Source organism: Amycolatopsis sp. Poz14 (genome assembly GCF_006704225.1).
Lineage (GTDB): Bacteria > Actinomycetota > Actinomycetes > Mycobacteriales > Pseudonocardiaceae > Amycolatopsis > Amycolatopsis nivea.
On record NZ_JACLHD010000001.1, the window covers coordinates 4,327,004 to 4,343,470 of the forward strand.

General features: G+C 68.9%; 19 protein-coding genes. 12 read left to right on the forward strand and 7 right to left on the reverse strand.

Annotated elements, in window-relative coordinates; all coding sequences use genetic code 11:
* Positions 1 to 2: 2 nt before the first annotated feature.
* Positions 3 to 563 (reverse strand): hypothetical protein, encoded by a 561-nt coding sequence (locus FKO37_RS20630; RefSeq protein ID WP_037812383.1) that lies wholly within the window; start codon positions 561 to 563, stop codon positions 3 to 5.
* 89 nt (positions 564 to 652) lie between these two features.
* Here FKO37_RS20630 and FKO37_RS20635 point away from each other — a divergent pair, with 89 nt between their 5' ends.
* Together FKO37_RS20635 and FKO37_RS20640 are read left to right on the forward strand one after the other, a co-directional pair.
* Entirely contained in the window at positions 653 to 1,177 is a 525-nt protein-coding gene (locus tag FKO37_RS20635) for a PadR family transcriptional regulator (protein ID WP_107051028.1), read from the forward strand.
* A gap of 2 nt (positions 1,178 to 1,179) precedes the next feature.
* Positions 1,180 to 1,737, forward strand: coding sequence for an NUDIX hydrolase (locus tag FKO37_RS20640; protein WP_238605467.1), 558 nt, complete (start codon positions 1,180 to 1,182; stop codon positions 1,735 to 1,737).
* A 23-nt stretch (positions 1,738 to 1,760) separates the two neighbouring features.
* Here FKO37_RS20640 and mgrA read toward each other — a convergent pair whose 3' ends face one another.
* Complete coding sequence (mgrA, locus tag FKO37_RS20645) at positions 1,761 to 2,789, reverse strand: L-glyceraldehyde 3-phosphate reductase (protein WP_308196536.1); 1,029 nt, start codon at positions 2,787 to 2,789, stop codon at positions 1,761 to 1,763.
* Positions 2,790 to 2,957: 168 nt separating this feature from the next.
* Between mgrA and FKO37_RS20650 the strand changes: the two genes are divergently transcribed.
* From FKO37_RS20650 to FKO37_RS20675, 6 genes are all read left to right on the forward strand, one after another.
* Entirely contained in the window at positions 2,958 to 3,317 is a 360-nt protein-coding gene (locus FKO37_RS20650; RefSeq protein ID WP_051172698.1) for a hypothetical protein, read from the forward strand.
* A complete protein-coding gene (locus FKO37_RS20655) occupies positions 3,314 to 4,057 on the forward strand; it encodes a hypothetical protein (protein WP_037812380.1) in 744 nt (247 codons plus the stop codon). Before FKO37_RS20650 ends, FKO37_RS20655 begins: the two co-directional genes overlap by 4 nt.
* A gap of 18 nt (positions 4,058 to 4,075) precedes the next feature.
* The gene (locus FKO37_RS20660; protein WP_238605468.1) at positions 4,076 to 4,837 is read left to right on the forward strand and encodes a hypothetical protein; all 762 of its coding nucleotides are present in this window, start codon (positions 4,076 to 4,078) and stop codon (positions 4,835 to 4,837) included.
* Positions 4,830 to 5,318 carry a hypothetical protein gene (locus tag FKO37_RS20665; protein WP_158691474.1) on the forward strand — a complete coding sequence of 163 codons (489 nt, stop codon included), beginning with the start codon at positions 4,830 to 4,832 and terminating at the stop codon, positions 5,316 to 5,318. The genes FKO37_RS20660 and FKO37_RS20665 overlap by 8 nt, the downstream gene beginning before the upstream one ends.
* A 148-nt stretch (positions 5,319 to 5,466) precedes the next feature.
* Positions 5,467 to 6,348, forward strand: coding sequence for a MoxR family ATPase (locus tag FKO37_RS20670; protein WP_009080300.1), 882 nt, complete (start codon positions 5,467 to 5,469; stop codon positions 6,346 to 6,348).
* The gene (locus tag FKO37_RS20675) at positions 6,345 to 7,718 is read left to right on the forward strand and encodes a VWA domain-containing protein (protein WP_037812376.1); all 1,374 of its coding nucleotides are present in this window, start codon (positions 6,345 to 6,347) and stop codon (positions 7,716 to 7,718) included. Before FKO37_RS20670 ends, FKO37_RS20675 begins: the two co-directional genes overlap by 4 nt.
* On the opposite strand, the gene add is transcribed toward FKO37_RS20675, so the two are convergent.
* Positions 7,696 to 8,679, reverse strand: a complete 984-nt coding sequence (gene add, locus FKO37_RS20680) for an adenosine deaminase (RefSeq protein ID WP_238608304.1) — start codon at positions 8,677 to 8,679, stop codon at positions 7,696 to 7,698. The genes FKO37_RS20675 and add overlap by 23 nt on opposite strands.
* A gap of 119 nt (positions 8,680 to 8,798) precedes the next feature.
* Between add and FKO37_RS20685 the strand changes: the two genes are divergently transcribed.
* A complete protein-coding gene (locus tag FKO37_RS20685) occupies positions 8,799 to 9,002 on the forward strand; it encodes an antitoxin (RefSeq protein WP_037812373.1) in 204 nt (67 codons plus the stop codon).
* A 62-nt stretch (positions 9,003 to 9,064) separates the two neighbouring features.
* Here the strand turns inward: FKO37_RS20685 and FKO37_RS20690 are convergent, their stop codons facing one another.
* Both FKO37_RS20690 and recQ read right to left on the reverse strand, forming a co-directional pair.
* Positions 9,065 to 10,375: a serine hydrolase gene (locus tag FKO37_RS20690; protein WP_238605469.1), complete on the reverse strand. Its 1,311-nt coding sequence runs from the start codon at positions 10,373 to 10,375 to the stop codon at positions 9,065 to 9,067.
* Positions 10,376 to 10,514: 139 nt separating this feature from the next.
* Entirely contained in the window at positions 10,515 to 12,359 is a 1,845-nt protein-coding gene (recQ, locus tag FKO37_RS20695; RefSeq protein ID WP_037812369.1) for a DNA helicase RecQ, read from the reverse strand.
* 242 nt (positions 12,360 to 12,601) lie between these two features.
* On the opposite strand from recQ, the gene FKO37_RS20700 reads away from it, so the two are divergent.
* On the forward strand, positions 12,602 to 13,036 hold the full coding sequence (locus FKO37_RS20700; RefSeq protein WP_238605470.1) for a DUF6314 family protein: 435 nt from the start codon (positions 12,602 to 12,604) through the stop codon (positions 13,034 to 13,036).
* Between the two features lie 77 nt (positions 13,037 to 13,113).
* Here FKO37_RS20700 and FKO37_RS20705 read toward each other — a convergent pair whose 3' ends face one another.
* Positions 13,114 to 13,263, reverse strand: coding sequence for a hypothetical protein (locus FKO37_RS20705; RefSeq protein ID WP_238605471.1), 150 nt, complete (start codon positions 13,261 to 13,263; stop codon positions 13,114 to 13,116).
* A gap of 248 nt (positions 13,264 to 13,511) precedes the next feature.
* Here FKO37_RS20705 and FKO37_RS20710 point away from each other — a divergent pair, with 248 nt between their 5' ends.
* On the forward strand, positions 13,512 to 14,018 hold the full coding sequence (locus FKO37_RS20710; protein WP_037812365.1) for a DUF664 domain-containing protein: 507 nt from the start codon (positions 13,512 to 13,514) through the stop codon (positions 14,016 to 14,018).
* A gap of 916 nt (positions 14,019 to 14,934) precedes the next feature.
* Here FKO37_RS20710 and soxR read toward each other — a convergent pair.
* Positions 14,935 to 15,402 carry a redox-sensitive transcriptional activator SoxR gene (soxR, locus tag FKO37_RS20715; RefSeq protein ID WP_037812758.1) on the reverse strand — a complete coding sequence of 156 codons (468 nt, stop codon included), beginning with the start codon at positions 15,400 to 15,402 and terminating at the stop codon, positions 14,935 to 14,937.
* Positions 15,403 to 15,497: 95 nt separating this feature from the next.
* Between soxR and FKO37_RS20720 the strand changes: the two genes are divergently transcribed.
* A complete protein-coding gene (locus FKO37_RS20720; RefSeq protein ID WP_134670126.1) occupies positions 15,498 to 16,058 on the forward strand; it encodes an NADPH-dependent FMN reductase in 561 nt (186 codons plus the stop codon).
* Positions 16,059 to 16,467: the final 409 nt, after the last annotated feature.

The window sequence follows — 16,467 nt, forward strand, 5'->3', positions numbered from 1 at the left end:
ATTCACGCGGCTTTCTGGGCACGGGCCCGGACGATGCGCGGATAGCGGATGGTGAACGAGATCGGAATCGCGAAGCCGAGCACCTTGATGACGACCAAGCCGACGGTGTCGTGCGGCGCGTAATGCAGCAGGACGGCTTCGGCGATTCCGGCGACCGTGAAGCTGGCCGCCCATACCGCGGTGATGACGACGTTGACGCGGCGGAACACCGCGGTCGCGGCGATTTCCGGCGGGACCATCGTTTTCGCGATTCCCAGGGTGAACGGCCGTTTCGCGGCGACCGACCCCCAGGCGGTCGCCGCGAGCCACAGATCGGTGAGCGCGCCGACGTAATCCCGGAGCGGCGAGGCCGGGTCGCTGAAGGACCAGATCGACAGCGCCGCGAAGAAAACGACCGCGGAGACCTCGATGACCAGCGTGTCCCAGCCCTTGCCGCGCCGGCGTTCGAGCAGGAGCAGTCCGCCCGCGAGCACCAGCCCGGTCAGCCCGGACCAGCGCCAGTCGGCCTGCGTCGACACGACCGCGAAGGCGATCCACGGAAGGAAACTCTTCAGGTAGTTCATCGGTGCCCCTCGCTCACGTTCCTGTGGTGACATGTCAAAGCTAGAACGTCCGGCGTGCACATGTCAATAGTGGAAGGTAGGGTGAGCGCATGACCTTGCGACACGCGGTGCTGGGGCTGCTCGCCACTGCCCCCGGCAGCGGCTACGACCTGCTGAAACGCTTCGAAACGGCGATGTCGAGCGTCTGGACGGCCACGCAGAGCCAGCTGTACGGGGAACTGGGCAAGCTCGAGAGCGCGGACCTGATCGAGGTCTCCGCAGAAGGCCCGCGCGGCCGCAAGGAGTACGCGATCACCGACGCCGGCCGGTCGGAACTGCGCAAGTGGCTGCTGGAAGAGCGGCCGCCGGCGGCGCGGCGGAACGAGATGCTGCTGCGGGTGTACTTCCTGGGCGAGGTCACGCCGGAGGAGGCCCGCGGATTCCTGCGCAGGCACGGGGCTTTCGCCGAGGGACTGGTCGACGAACTGGCGGCGATCGACGCGTCGGTGGACTGGGACGACAGCGATCCGTCGCTGTACGGCCGCCTCGCGCTGGAGTGGGGCAAGCGCTACGCGGCGATGGAACGCGATTGGGCGGAGTGGGCGGCGGAGACGATCCGCGCGGCCCGCGGCTGATCATGACTGACAGCCGGGCCCGCCATTGCGGCGACGACGCGGTTTTCGCGCGCGATCTTCGGGACGAGGGCGAACCGGAGGCCGAGTTCAACCCGGGCATCGCCGAACGGTTTCCGCGCAAGAACGCGGCCGCGGGAGCGCTCGTCCGAGACGAACACGGCCGGATCCTGTTCGTCTGCCCGACCTACAAGCCGTTCCTGGAAATCCCGGGCGGCTTGGTCGAAGACGGCGAATCACCGTTGGCGGCGTGCCGTCGGGAGGTCCGCGAGGAACTCGGCATCGAAGTGCCGGTGGGGCGTCTCCTCGTGGTCGATTGGCTGCCTGCGCACGGAGTCTGGCGGGACAGCCTGCAATTCGTCTTCGACGGCGGCGTGCTGAGCCGCGAGCAGATCGGCGCCATCCGCCTGGCAACGGACGAGGTGAGCCGGTTCGAGTTTCTTGACCTCGAGGCCGCGCAAACGCAATTGCGGCCCTCGAAGGCACGGCGGATCGCGCTGGCGCACCAAGCGTTTCTGACCGGGGAGACGGTCTACGGCGAGTTCGGCCGGAGGCTCGGGTAGCCCTCGCCTCCGGCCGTGCCGGGTCATCCGTCGGAAGACCGCTTCCAGATGTTGATGCCTTCTTCGGTGGCGTTCTGGTCGATCTCGGCCAGCTCCTCCGCGGTGAACGACAGGTTGTCCAGCGCGGCGACGTTGTCCTCCAGCTGCTTCACGCTGCTGGCCCCGATCACCAGCGACGTCATCCGCGGATCCCGCAGCGCCCACGCCAGCGCGAGCTGCGCCAGCGTCTGCCCGCGCCGCGCCGCGATCTCGCCCAGCGCCCGGATCTTGGCGAGCTTCTCCTCGGTGATCGTGTCCGGGTTCAGCGATTTCCCTTGCGCCGCACGAGAATCCGAGGGCACCCCGGAAAGGTACTTGTCGGTCAGCAAGCCCTGCGCCAGCGGCGAGAACGCGATGCACCCGGCCCCGGCCTGCTCCAGCGTCCCGAGCAGATCGTCCGTCTCGGTCCAGCGGTTGAACATCGAATACGACGGCTGGTGGATCAGCAGCGGCGTGCCCAGTTCGCGCAGCAACCGCGCGGCTTCCGCGGTCCGCGCGGAGTTGTAGGACGAGATCCCGACGTACAGCGCCTTGCCGGACCGGACCGCCCGGTCGAGCGCGCCGACGGTCTCCTCCAGCGGCGTCTCCGGGTCGAAGCGGTGCGAGTAGAAGATGTCGACGTAGTCCAGGCCCATCCGCCCGAGCGACTGGTCGAGGCTGGCCAGCAGGTACTTCCGCGAACCCCATTCGCCGTACGGGCCGGGCCACATGTCGTAGCCGGCCTTGGTGGAGACGACCAGCTCGTCGCGGTACGGCTTCAGGTCGCTGGCCAGCAGCCGGCCGAAGTTCTCCTCGGCGCTGCCGTAGGGCGGGCCGTAGTTGTTGGCCAGGTCGAAATGCGTGATGCCGAGGTCGAAGGCGCGCCGGACGATGTCGCGCTGGACGGTGAGCGGGCGGTCGTTCCCGAAGTTGTGCCACAGCCCCAGCGAGATCGCGGGCAGCTTCAGGCCGCTGCGCCCGCAGCGGCGGTAGGGCATCGAGTCGTAACGGGCGTCAGCGGCAGCGTAAGTCACGCCGCGATGCTAGCCCGCGACCCGCCGCCGGAGCCCGCACACTGCCGGTGACCTCCTGATCGGTGGCAAAAGGCGGTTTTGCGCGCGACATCCCATTTGGCTCCGTACTATGCGGGCTGTGGCGCCCGTCACGGCCGGGCAGCCCGACGGCGAACGAGGGAGGAACGCATGGCCGGTTACAAGGTCATCACCGGCGCTTTGCGCACCGAAGCGAAGAAGTGGGATCCGCACGCGGAGAAGATCGCCGGCGTGCACACGGCGGTTTCCGGCATGACGCTCGACATCTCGGCGTTCTGGATCGGCGACGGCGTGAACTTCCTCCTCACCGCCGGGGTCGCCGCGATCGACAAATCCGCCTACGACAAGCTCCAGCAGTTCATGGAGCAGAAACTCTCCACGGCGGGCGCGGACATGGGCCACATCGGCGACGTGCTGGTCAAGGCGGCCAACACCTACGACCAGAACGAAGAAATCGTCGAACTCGACCTCAAGGACTGGTCGAAGAAGATCCCGGAGGGCGGCTCGTGAGCGAGGACGCGGAAAGCACCACCGCCGAGTTCAAGAAACTGATCGACCAGCTGGTCCAGTGGGTCAACGACATGGTCAACGGGTTCCGGGAGTTCGTCGGCAAATGGGCGGACTCCGCGTGGCGGTACGTCCTGGGCCCGGCGGTCATCGCCTTCGACCGGGGAATGAAGGCGCTCAGCGAGAAGCTGACGAAGATCGTCGAGGACATCAAGAAGATCCTGGAGCATTCGACCCCGATCGTCTCGATCATCGTCCAGGGGTTCTCCTGGCTGGAGGACGCCCAGCGTCCCGCGTCCCAGCTCCAGGGCGTCGTCAAGGAACACCCGGACGCGAACTTCGGGTACTGGGAAGGCGCGGCCCGGAACGCGTACAACGACGCCGTCGACCTGCAGCACGCCGCGCTGGGCGCGATCAAGACCAAAGCGGACAACATCAGCAGCTGGCTGCTCGACATCGCCAAGGCGAACATCATGTTCGTGAAGGAACTCGGCGACGCCTTCGCCGCCATCGCGGGGGAGTTCGTCGCCGTTCTGGTCGAGGCCGGGACGATCGTCGGCGCGCTGGAAGCCATCGGGGAAGCGGGCAAACTCGTCGAGAAGCTCGTCACCACCGCGGGGCAGCGGCTCACCAAGGTGGTCGAGATGTACAGCGAGGCGGTCGGGCGCACGCGCGACGCCACCAGCATCCAGTACGACGCCGCGGAATTCCCGCACGACAAATGGCCGAGCCTGGCCGGCTAGCCGCACGGAGGAACGACAATGACCGATCCGGTCGCCTCGGCGAACACGCTCGACGCGGGGCTGGAAGCACTTCGGGACATCAGTGCACGGCTCGATCGGGCCCCGGAGCCGCAGGCACTGCCGACCGTCGCCGAACCCGTGCTGGTCGGCACCGGGCACGCGCGCGGTTTCCGCGCGTCCGACCGGACCGGCGTCGTCACGATCACGCTGGACGAGGACCTCAAGCTGGTCGAGGCGACGGTCCTGGACCACTGGAAAGACCGGGTCGAGCCGGCTTTCCTCGGCGAAGCGCTGACGGAGGCGTACCTGTCCGCGCTAGACGCGGCGGTGCAGGCCAGATCCGAACGCCTGGCTTCGGAACCGCCGCCCGCCGAGGCCCCGGGCGACGCGGACGGTCCCGTGGTGGTCCCGACGCTCGACGAAGTGGTCGCGGCAGCCAGGGCCAGCCGGGAGCGCAACGAGAACGAACGGCTCCGGCAGCAGCGAGAACGCGCTTCGGCGGCGGAGCCCGAAGCGCCGCGTGAGGTGCGCGGAAGCTTCGGCTACCTGACCCTGCGCGTCCAGGGCGGCGCGATGATCTCGGCGACCCCGAACGCCAGCGCGCTGGACAACGCCGGCACGGCCAACATCCAGGAGGACATCGAAGCCGCGTTCGGCAACGCGGGGCTGAAATCGCCGCACGCCGTCTCGGAATCGGGCAGTGTCCGCCCGGACAAGGCGGCCGGTCGCGAGTTCGACGACGAAGAGGACGCGTGGCAGGGGTTCCATGGCAATGATTAAGCGGCTCGTGCCCGTGCTGGCGGTCGCCGTCTCGGTGGCGGGATGCGGCGGCGCCGGCCCGGAGGAGACGTTCGCGAAAACGAACGCCTGCGAGTTGCTGGCGACCGCCGCGCGGGGCACGCCGATCGACCCGCAGCACAGCGAGTACAAGCTGGCGGACTCCGGGGCGTCGGGAGGCGTCGGCGGCTGCCGCACCGAGTGGAACCCGCCGTCGGGCAAGCTGACCGGCGGCGACCTGGCCGCGACGCTGGAGCTCGGCGAGGCGGAGGACTGGAGCGGGCACAGCGAATCGAGCACCCAGAGCGGGCACGAAGTCCGGAAGGACACCACGAAAGCCGGCGGCGGCTGCCGTTACCAGGTCCAGATCCCGGGCACGGACTCGGCGGTGCGCATCTGGTACCTCGACCGGTCCGTGAGCAACGAAGGGTCCTGCCCGGTCGCGAAACGGCTGGTGGACCAGGTCATTCCGAGCCTGCCGTGAACCGGCTCCGGCATACGTCGGAGGAATCTCGGGATTTCCGTGTGTCTTCTAGGTGGTGAGCGCGCTTAGATCCGATGTCTGGTCGGCAGGAAGCCGTTGGCGTCCGCCGCCCAGTACAGTGCGGGTGAGCGATCGCTTAGGAGGCCACGTGGGCACCGGGTTTTTCTCGTCCGTCGACGACGTGTCGGCGCAGCTGGCCGAGGCCGGGTACCTCGCGTCGACCGCGGTCGCGACCACGGTGTTCCTCGCCGACCGGCTGGGGAAGCCGCTGCTGGTCGAGGGCCCGGCCGGGGTCGGCAAGACCGCGCTGGCGACGGCGGTCGCCGAGGTCACCGGCTCGCGGCTGGTGCGGTTGCAGTGCTACGAGGGCATCGACGAGGCCCGCGCGCTGTACGAGTGGAACCACGCGAAGCAGCTGCTGCGGATCACCGCGGGCCGCGACGAGACGTGGGACGAGGCGCGCACCGACATCTTCGGCGAGGAATTCCTGCTGCGCCGCCCGCTGCTCACCGCGATCTCCGGCACCGAGCCGACCGTGCTGCTGATCGACGAAACGGACAAGGCCGACGTCGAGATCGAGGGCCTGCTCCTGGAGGTGCTCGGCGATTTCCAGGTGACCGTGCCCGAACTCGGCACGATCACCGCGACGCAGCAGCCGTTCGTGGTGCTGACGTCGAACGCGACGCGCGAGCTGTCCGAGGCGCTGCGGCGGCGGTGCCTGTTCCTCCACATCGATTTCCCGGACGAGGACCTGGAACGCGAGATCGTCCGGCTCAAGGTGCCCGGCATCGAGGCCGCGCTGGCGGATTCGGTGGTGCGGGTGATCGCCGCGCTGCGGGCGATGGACCTGCGGAAACTGCCGTCGGTGGCGGAGACCGTCGACTGGGCGCGCACGCTGCTGGAGCTCGGCGCGGGCGCGCTCGACGAACGGGTGGTGCGCGAAAGCCTCGGCGTCGTGCTGAAGCACCAGGACGACATCGCGAAGGCCGGGGCCGGGCTGCGTCTCGACCAGGTGCTGGACGCGTCGTGACCGCCGCGCCGGGCCTGACCGGACGGCTCGCCGAGTTCGTGCGGGCCTTGCGGGCGCAAGGCATCCCGGCCGGTCCGGGGGAGACGGCCGACGCGGCGGCCGCGCTGGAGGTGCTCGGCCTGGACGACCGCGAACTGGTCCGCGAAGGGCTCGCCGCCGCGCTGGTCCGCCGGGGCGGGCAGCGCACGGTGTTCGACGCCGCGTTCGACCTGTACTTCCCGGCCGGCGTCGGCGCCCCGGAGCTTGCGCGCGAAAACCCGCCGCGGGACCGGGAAGAGCTGCGGGAAGCGCTCGCCGCCGCCCTGGCCGAAGGCGACGACCAGGCGCTGGACCAGCTCGCCGGACTCGCCGTGGACCTGCTGGGCCAGTACGGCGTGGGAACCGGCCCCGGCGGCGGGTATTCGGCGCACCAGACGCTGGACCGCCTGCAACCGCAGACGCTCATCGCCCAGGTGCTGGCCGCGATGCGTGCCGCGGGCGCCCCGGACGAGTTCACCGACCGGCTCACCCGCGACGAAATCCGCCGCCGCGTCGAGGGTTTCCGCGGCCGGGTGCGCACCGAAGCCCGCCGCCGGGCCGCCGAGGTCCGGGGCCGCGAACGGATCGCCAAGCACGCGATCGCGCCCGCCGCCGACCGCGTCGACTTTCTTCTGGCCAGCCGCACGCAATTGGCCGAACTGCGGCGCACGATCCAGCCGCTGTCCCGGAAACTCGCCACCAGGCTTGCCGCACGCCGCAAACGCACCACACGCGGCCAGATCGACTTGCGCCGAACGCTGCGTCGTTCACTCTCCACTGGCGGCGTGCCCTTGCGTCCAGCCTACCGGCACCGGCGTCCCGGCCGCCCGGAAATCATCCTCCTGTGCGACCTTTCCGGTTCGGTGGCGGGTTTCGCGAACTTCACGATGCTGCTGGTGCAGGCTTTGCGGGACCAGTTCAGCAAGATCCGCGTCTTCGGCTTCGTCGACAGCACCGACGAGGTAACACATCTCGTGGACACCGGCGCCGCCGATCCCGAACAGCTGGGCGCGCGGATGCTCAGCGAAGCCGCAGTCGTCCGCTGGGACGGCCACAGCGATTACGGCCGCGCACTAGGACAATTCACTTCGCACTGGCTCGACGCCGTCGGCCCGCGAACGTCGGTCCTCATCCTGGGCGACGCCCGGACGAACGGCGGCGACCCGAATCTCGAGGCCGTCCGCGCGATCCGCTCGCGTGCCCGGCACGTCCACTGGCTGAATCCCGAACGCCGATCCCTGTGGGGGACCGGCGATTCGGCCGCGCCGGACTACGCGGACCTGGTGGAGATGCACGAATGCCGGAACGCGCAGCAGCTGGGCGTGCTCGTCACGCGCCTTCTGCCGACCTGAGCCAGTCGTTAATCTCCTTGCGCAGCAACACTTTGGTCTCCTCCGGTGCGAACGATGCCTCGACCGCGTTGCGGGCCAGCCGCGCCAAGGTCGCGTCGTCGTACCCGAAAACTTCCCTCGCCCGAGTGAATTCGTCGGTGATGGTGGTGCCCGTGACGTCCGGGACATCCGTGTTGAGCGTGACCCGAAGCCCCGCCTCGATCAACCGGGGGAGCGGGTGCCGCGGAAGCGTCGGCACCAACCCGAGCGTGACGTTCGACGACGGACACACCTCAAGTGCGATCCCGCTTTCCGCGACCTGGGCGGTCAGTTCGTGATCCTCGACAATGCGGATCCCGTGGCCGATACGCTCCGCGCCACCGATTTCAATCGCCTCACGGATGCTCTCCGGCCCGGCGTCCTCGCCCGCGTGGTGAACGAGGTGCACTCCCGCCTCCCGCGCCCGGACGAACACCTCCCGGAACGGAGCGAGCGAATGCCTTTCCTCGCCCGCCATCCCGATCGCGACGACCTCTTCATGCTGCTTGGCGAGTTCCAAGGTCTTCATCGCCCGCTCGACTGACCTGCGTCGCGAGTGATCGAGGACCAATCGCCATTGCAGCCCATGCTCTTTTCCGCCCTCCGTCAGTCCTTTGCGGACCGCGTCGAGCGGCAGTTCAAGATCCCCGAGCCGTTCCCCATGCGACGCGGCGGTGAACGTAACCTCGACGTACCGAGTCCCCTGCGCGGCTTCGTCCGCGCAGAACTCACGCGCGATCCGCTCGAAGTCTTCCGCCGCGCGCAGACACGACCGAGTGAGACTGTTGCGATCGGCAAACGCCCGAAACCCGTTGAACGCGGCCGGTTTGTGCGGCACTTCGACTCCGTGGACAGCCGCGAGCTCCTTGAGCGTCCCCGGGCGGACTGTGCTCTCGAGGTGGACGTGGAGATGCACCTTGGGAAGGGCCGAAAGATCGCGCACGCGTCGGATGATGCCTGCCTTCGGCACCTCCTGTCACCCAAGTTTCCCCGGGGGAACTCGCGGCGGCGTGGCGGCGTTGAGAAGGTGACGGATGTTTCCGCAGGGGAAGGCTGTGCGCGATGGCTTTGATGAAGAAACTCACCATGCTGGCCGGTGCCGCGGGCGCGGTGTCGTATGTGCGGAACAACCCGCAGAAGGTCAACGAGGCCGTGGGAAAGGCGGCGCGCTTCGTGGACGAGAAGACCAACGGGCGGTATCACTCGCAGATCGCCGGCGCGGTGCGGAAGGTCTCGGACACCACGCGTCCTCGGACGGCTGAGTGACGCTGCTGGCTGGGACCCGGGTTCGCGCACCTTCCGCAGGGCCGTGCCGGGTCGCGTGAAGATCAATCGACTCGGTAGGCGGCGGCTCCGTTGTGCAGGAAGCGCGCGCGGCCGCGCGCGTCGGAGCCGATCAGTGACCAGACCTGGTGGCCGTCGAACTTCGGTTCGGCGGTGATGATCGCGTGGTCGTCGAGGCGGACCACCTCGACGCGCCGCGCTGGCTTGCCGTGCCGCGATGCGGCGGTCTCCTTGCGGGGACGGTAAGTGAGGAACGCTCGATCGTTGTCGACGGTCAGAGTGATGTCGTCCGAGGTGGTGCGGTAGGTGCCGCACATCCGGTCCACGTCGAGGGGAACGGATTTCGCGGGCGGTACGGGAAGCGGTGCCGTCTCGACGCCGGCGAGGTCCCGGAGCACCGTGCTGAAGAGTTCGTGGGCCAGAGGTTCGGCGCCCGCGCTGTTGGTCAGGACGGCCATCGCCACCCCGGCCGAGGGGACGACGCGCAGGAAAGCCTTCTGGCCTTTGGAGACGCCGGTGTGGCCGACGACGCCGTCGCGGTAGAGCATCCAGCCGAGCCCCCAGCCGAGGACGCCGCCGCCGAAGTCGGGGACGGATTCGAGCTGGGGTTCGCGCAGTCCCGCGAGCGTGTGGTCGGCGAGGTGCAGGCGAACGAACTCCAGCAGATCGCGGGCACTGATCGCGAGGTGCGAGCCGCTGGGCGTGGAGAAATAGCGGACTGCCCAGCTCTTCGTCGGCGCGAGTCTTCCTTCGGTCTCGACGTGGCCGACCGCGGTGCGGTGCAGGATCGCTTCGTAAGTGTCGGAGGCGAGGGTGGAAAGTCCCAGCGGCGTCGCTAATCGATCCCGGAGCACGTCGTGGAAGGTCCTGCCGCGCAAGACTTCGACCAGCCTGCCGAGCACGGCGTATCCGCTGTTGGAGTAGGAGAAAACGCGGCCCGGGGGAAAGAGATGAGCCGCGTCGGCGAGGGCAGCGACGAACTTCTCGATCGCGTCGTCGTTGCGTCCGGTGTCGACGAGGTGGTTGCTGTCGACCCCGCCGGTATGGGTGAGCAGGTGGCGGGCGGTCAGGGTTTCAGTGGCCGCCGGGTCGCTCAGCCGGAACCCGGGCAGGTAGGCGTGAAGAGGGCGGTCGAGGTCGAGCAGATCGTCGTTCACCAGCTGCTGGACCAGGGTGGCGGTCCAGATCTTGGTGATCGAACCGATCTTGAACACCGAGTCGGTCGTGGCCTCGACTCGCGTGCGGAGGCTCAGCACGCCCGCGGCCTCGTCCCGGATCTCGCCGTCGGCCAGCACCGCGACCTGCGCGCCCGGTACGTCGTGCTTCGCGATCAGCTCGCTCAAACCCCACGCCATCCCCGCAATGTACTGCCCGGAACGCTTGGTACGAGCACGAACCAAGCCTTCCGGGCAGCGGCATCGCCAGGCGGAACGTTCTGAAGCTGCTTAGCAGGGACGACTGTCGAGGGGACGCCGCCTGTTCTTCCGGCCAGCCTCACTCCTCGGCCAGCACCGCCAGCACACCCTCCCCGTACTTGGCCAGCTTGCTCTCGCCGACCCCGCTCACCGTGCCCAGTTTGTCGAGCGTCGTCGGCATCATCGCGGCGATCTGGCGCAGCGTCGCATCGTGGAAGATCACGTACGCCGGGACGCCCTGTTCCTTCGCCGTCGCCCCGCGCCAGGCACGCAGGCGCTCGAACACCGGTTCCGCCTCTGGGGGCATGTCGATCGGAGCGGCTGGCGTGCGGCGGGACGTGCGCGGGGCGCGCGCCGGGCGTTCCGGTTCGCGGCGCAGTTGCACTTCCTGGGAACCGTTCAGCACCGCGGTCGAACCTTCGGTCAGCACCAGCGATCCGTAATCGCCCTCGACCGCGAGCAGGTTGCGCGCCAGCAGCTGCCGCACCACCGCGCGCCATTCCGGTTCGCGCAGTTCGGTGCCGATGCCGAAGACCTTCAGCGTGTCGTGCTGGAACTGGGTGACCTTCGGCGTCGTCTTGCCCAGCAGGATGTCGATGATCTGGCCGGCGCCGAAACTCTGCCGCCGCTCGTTGCGCAGACGGACCACTGTGGACAGTAGTTTCTGCGCGGGAATGGTGCCGTCCCAGCGTTCCGGCGGGGCCAGGCAGGTGTCGCAGTTCCCGCACGGCTGGCCGGACTGCCCGAAGTACGCGAGGATCTGCGTGCGCCGGCATTCGACCGTCTCGCACAGCGCCAGCATCGCGTTCAGGTGCCGGGCTTGCAGGCGGCGATGCATCTCGTCGCCCTCGGACTTGTCGATCATTTTGCGCAGCTGCATCACGTCTTGCAGCCCGTACGCGAGCCAGGCGGTGGACGGCTGCCCGTCGCGGCCCGCGCGGCCGGTTTCCTGGTAATAGCCTTCCACGGACTTCGGCAGATCGAGGTGGGCGACGAACCGGACGTCCGGTTTGTCGATGCCCATGCCGAACGCGATCGTGGCGACCACGACGAGCCCGTCCTCGCGCAGGAACCTCGCCTGGTTCGCCGCGCGAGTCGACTTGTCGAGCCCGGCGTGGTACGGCACTGCCCGGATTCCGTTCTGCACCAGGAAATCCGCCGTCTTCTCCACCGATGCGCGCGACAGGCAGTAGACGATCCCGGCGTCGCCCTGGTGCTCGGTGCGGAGGAGGTCGAGCAGCTGCTTCTGCGGCGAGTTCTTCGGGACGATCCGGTACTGGATGTTGGGCCGGTCGAAGCTCGCGACGAAATGCTTCGCGCCGTCCAGGCCGAGCCGCTGCGAGATTTCCTTGTGCGTGGCCTCGGTCGCGGTGGCGGTGAGCGCGATTCGGGGCACGTCCGGCCAGCGTTCGTGCAGCGACGACAGCATCAGGTAGTCGGGGCGGAAATCGTGGCCCCACTGGGAGACGCAGTGCGCTTCGTCGATCGCGAACAGGGCGATTTTACCGCGGTCGAGCAGCCGCACGGTGGATTCGACCGACAGTCGTTCGGGCGCGAGGTAGAGCAGGTCCAGTTCGCCCGCGACGAACGCCTCCTCCACCTCCTGCCGCTGCGCGAAATCCTGGGTGGAGTTGAGGAATCCGGCGCGCACGCCGACGTTGCGCAGCGCGTCGACCTGGTCCTGCATCAGCGCGATGAGCGGCGAGATCACCACGCCGACGCCGGGGCGCACCAGCGACGGGATCTGGTAGCACAGCGATTTCCCGCCGCCGGTGGGCATGAGCACCAGCGCGTCGCCGCCGGAGATCACGTGCTCGACGATCTCCGCCTGGTCGCCGCGGAACGCGTCGTAGCCGAAGACGCGCTGCAAGGTCTCGAGAGCGGGGGAACGGGTGGCCTGCTCGGCCAGATCGGGGTGCGCCACGCGGCCGATTCTAGGGCGGCGAGCCGTCCGGGCGAGCCTGCCCCGCCGGGTTCGGCGCGAGAGTCCCCATCGCACCGGCCGTTTTCGGCGTTCGCGACGGGCCCGGTCGCACAGGGTAAACAGCCTGGCGACTGGTGACACCGGGGATGACGGGACCCTTCACGCCACCCCCGTGACAGACGGTGTCGAGACGACAGTCCCGGTGCCCCTCGCCCGCGGACCGGAGGCGCACAATGGGATCCGTGGCTTTTCCGATCGATGACCTGACCGGGTATTTCTCCGGCGAATGGCAGCTCGCGCGCGAAATCGTCGACGTCGACGGAGCGGCGCTGGGCGAGGCGAGCGGCCGGGCGACGTTCACCTGCGAGGACGGGGTGCTCGTCTATCGGGAGTCAGGAGAGCTGCAGCTCGGAGCGCATCGCGGACCATTTGTCCGGACTCTGCACTACCGTCCGTCCGGCGGCTCGCGCGCCGCGGTCCACTTCGACCACGGCGGGTTTTTCCACGACGTGGACCTGGCGACCGGCGAGTGGACAGCCGATCATCCGTGCGCCGCCGACTGGTATCGCGGGGCGTACCGCGTGCTAGACGCTCGCCAGTGGGAGCAGGAATGGGTGGTGACCGGACCGGCCAAGGACCACGTCATCACCAGCCGGTTCACGCGCGCGGACCGATGATCCTCCCGGTCTGGCGCAGGATTCCGCACTGCCGCACGTGAGATCCGCCGGATATCGCAGCGAACGCGCTGCGTGAACTACTTCCGCCGGTTGCGCAGGATCACCAGCAGCACCGTGATCGCCGAAATCGCGCAGGCGGCGGCGATCACCATGCCCGCCCAGGCGGGAATCGCGATGCCGGCGATGTTGTCGAACCCGGGCAGGGCTCGGGGCGCGGTGACCGCCACGGGTCCCTCCGTTCGCGTCGTCGGCGTGCAGATCGCTCTCGCGCCGGAGTCTACCTGCCGCTGGCCGCGCGCGTCAGGTCCGAAGTGGACAGTTGCGGTCACCGCTGGTAGTCAACGGATTTTCCGTGCCGAGGCCGTTCGATCTGGTGCGAATGGACCCCTCGCGCCGCTCGAGTCACAGTGCTGGGCACAAGCGGATCTTCGAGGCATGATCGAGGCAAGCGCACGACGACGAAGAGGAGCGCGAGATGAATGTGGCCGATCTGCTCGTGGACGGATTCGGCCGGGTGCGGGAAGTGGTGCACCAGGCAGTCGACGGGCTGACCGCGGAGCAACTGGCGGCGCGCCCCGGCCCGGAGGCCAACTCGATCGGCTGGCTGGTGTGGCATTTGGCGCGGGTGCAGGACGACCACGTCGCGGACGTCGCGGGCACCGACCAGTTCTGGACGGCACAGGACTGGCGCGAGAAATTCGCCCTGCCGTTTCCCGCCGGCGACATCGGTTACGGGCACAGCAGCGACGACGTGGCCAAGGTCCAGCCGAAGTCGCCGGATTTGCTCACCGGCTACTACGACGCCGTGCACGAGCACACGGTTTCGTGGGTGACCAGCCTCAACGGGACGGCACTGGACCGCGTGGTCGACGAAGGCTGGAACCCGCCGGTCACGCTTGGCGTCCGGCTGGTCAGCGTGCTCTCCGACGACCTGCAACACGCCGGACAGGCCGCCTACGTGAGGGGGTTGCTGCTGGGATGACCTGGAGCGACTGACGCGCTGAGCGAGTGACCGGCTGACCTGGGAGCTCGCGTCGCGGAACACGCGCACCGTCGCTGCTCTCTCGCTCTGTACCTGACCTACGAGCCGCCGCACAGTTCGCCCGGCGGGCCGAGGGAGTGATGGCGACGCATGCTGGCCAATGCGCGATGAGGGCGCGTGGTCAGAGTGGGACTGGCGGGTGCGGCGGGCGTGGTGCGAGCGCGCGGCGAGAGCGGAACCGGTGGCTGAGGCGGGTGCGGTGCGAGAGCGGGGCTGGCGGGTGCGGGCGAGGGCACGTGGCGAAAGCAGGGCTGGCGGCTGAGGCGGGTGCGGCGAGGAAAGGTGGCGAGAGAGCGGAGGGTGGCTGAGGCGGCCGCCGTGCGAGCGTGCGGCGTGAGCAGGACTGGCGAGGCCGCGTGGCGAAAGCGGGGCTGGTGGCTGAGGTGGGTGCCGTGCGAGCGCACGGCGGGTGCAGGACTGGCGGGTGTGGTGAGGGGATGTGGTGAGAGAACGGCCGGTGGCTGAGGTGGGTGCAGTCCGCGCGTGCGGCGAGAGCGGGACTGCGGACTGAGGTGCGAGCGTGAAGCGAGAGCGGGGCTGGCGGCTGAAGCAGGCGTGGTGATGGCATGTGGTGAAAGTTGGCTCGTCGCTGAGGCGAGCGCGCGGCGAGAGCGGGAGTGGCGAGGGAGGTGAGGATGTGCGGTGAGAGGCGGGTTGCTGGCCAACGCGCAGTGAGAGCGTGCAGCGAGCTGGTTGCTGAAGTGCGCGGTGAGAGTGCGCCGTGAACACTGGGCTGGTAGCCGAAGCGGACGCGGCCTCGCGGAGGTGCAGTCCCGCGGAGAACCCCCGCAGTCCCACGCGAAGAAGCCTCGGCCGAGCAGCCAGCCAACCTCCCGGAGTCAGCTGCCGAGCGGTCTCACTCGAATCCGGTGCCCCGGTGGTCCGGCAGTCGGCGCGGGCCGGGGCCGTCTTGGCCTAGGCGGTCTTCTGGGTTGGCCAGGCGGCATTTGGCCAGGGACATGCAGCCGCAGCCGATGCAGTCGTTCAGTTGGTCGCGGAGTTGTTCCAGTTGGCGGATGCGCTGGTCCAGGTCGGAGCGCCAGCAGGACGAGATGCGGGACCAGTCGGCGCGGGTCGGGGTGCGGTCGTCCGGGAGGAGGGCCAGCACGTCGCGGATCTGCGCCAGCGGCATGCCCACCCGCTGCGACATGCGGATGAACGTGACCCGCCGCAGGGTGTCGCGGCGGTAGCGGCGCTGGTTGCCCGCGGTGCGCCTGCTTTGGATCAGGTTCTCGTCCTCGTAGAACCGGAGGGCCGACGCGGGTACGCCGCTGCGGTGGGAGAGTTCGCCCACGGTCAGTTCGGGCAGCTCCGTTTTCGCCATGCGCACAGCATAGCTTGACTTAAAGGGAGCTTGAAGTTCGAGACTCCTTTCCGGAGGCGGGAAACCTGTTCCGCCCCGGAAAAAAGGAGAAAAACGTGTCCGAAGCTCCCGTCCGGCTCGCTGTGCTCGTGGGCAGCGCCAGGGAAGGGCGGTTCGCCCCCACGGTCGTCCGCTGGTTCTCCCGCCAGGCCGACCGCCACGGCGGGTTCGAGGTCGACGTCCTCGACGTCGCCGAGATCTCGCTGCCGCTCGCGATGAACGGCGAGGGGGCCGCGCCCGTCGCTGCCCGGCTCGAAGCGGCGGACGCGTTCGTCGTGATCACGCCCGAGTACAACCACAGCTACCCGGCCGCGCTCAAGAACGTCCTCGACTGGTTCCGCGGCGAATGGCACGCGAAGCCGGTCGCGTTCGTGTCCTACGGCGGGATTTCCGGCGGGCTGCGCGCGGTCGAGCACCTCCGCCCGGTCTTCGCCGAACTGCACGCGGTCACCATCCGCGAAACCGTGAGCTTCCACGGGGTCCACGGGCGGTTCGGGGAGGACGGCGAACCGCTCGACCCTGCCGTCGAGACCGCGGCGAAGGCCTTGCTCGACCAGCTCGAATGGTGGGCTCGCGCGTTGCAGGACGCCCGATCGGTGCGGGCTTACCCGGCGTAGCGGCGCGGGATAGCGCTGGTCGGCGTGGTTGAAGCGCCGGGGTAGCCGTGCGGATGCTGCTCCGGCGGAGTTCGGACGGCTCGCTGCCGTGAACTGCGACGTGTTCCGTTTAGCCGAGGGGTGAGTCCGGGGCGGTGCTGGAAGCCGGTGGTGTGCTGGCTGACGGTGCGGCTCCGTTGGGCGATGCGGTTGCCCTTCCGGAAGAGGGGCGGCCGGACCATGTTCTGGGCCGGAACCGCTGCGATGGAAGAGGAATCCGGCGTTGCGGGAAGCCAGCGCAGTCTTGGTTGGCGACGCTGCGGCTCGGCGGAGCTTCCCGCTGCGATGGCTGAGGCTGGAGCACGCTTCGGTGCGGCCCCGTCCGACAAGGCAGCCAGTTCGGTGCGGCCCCGTCCGACAAGGCAGCGAG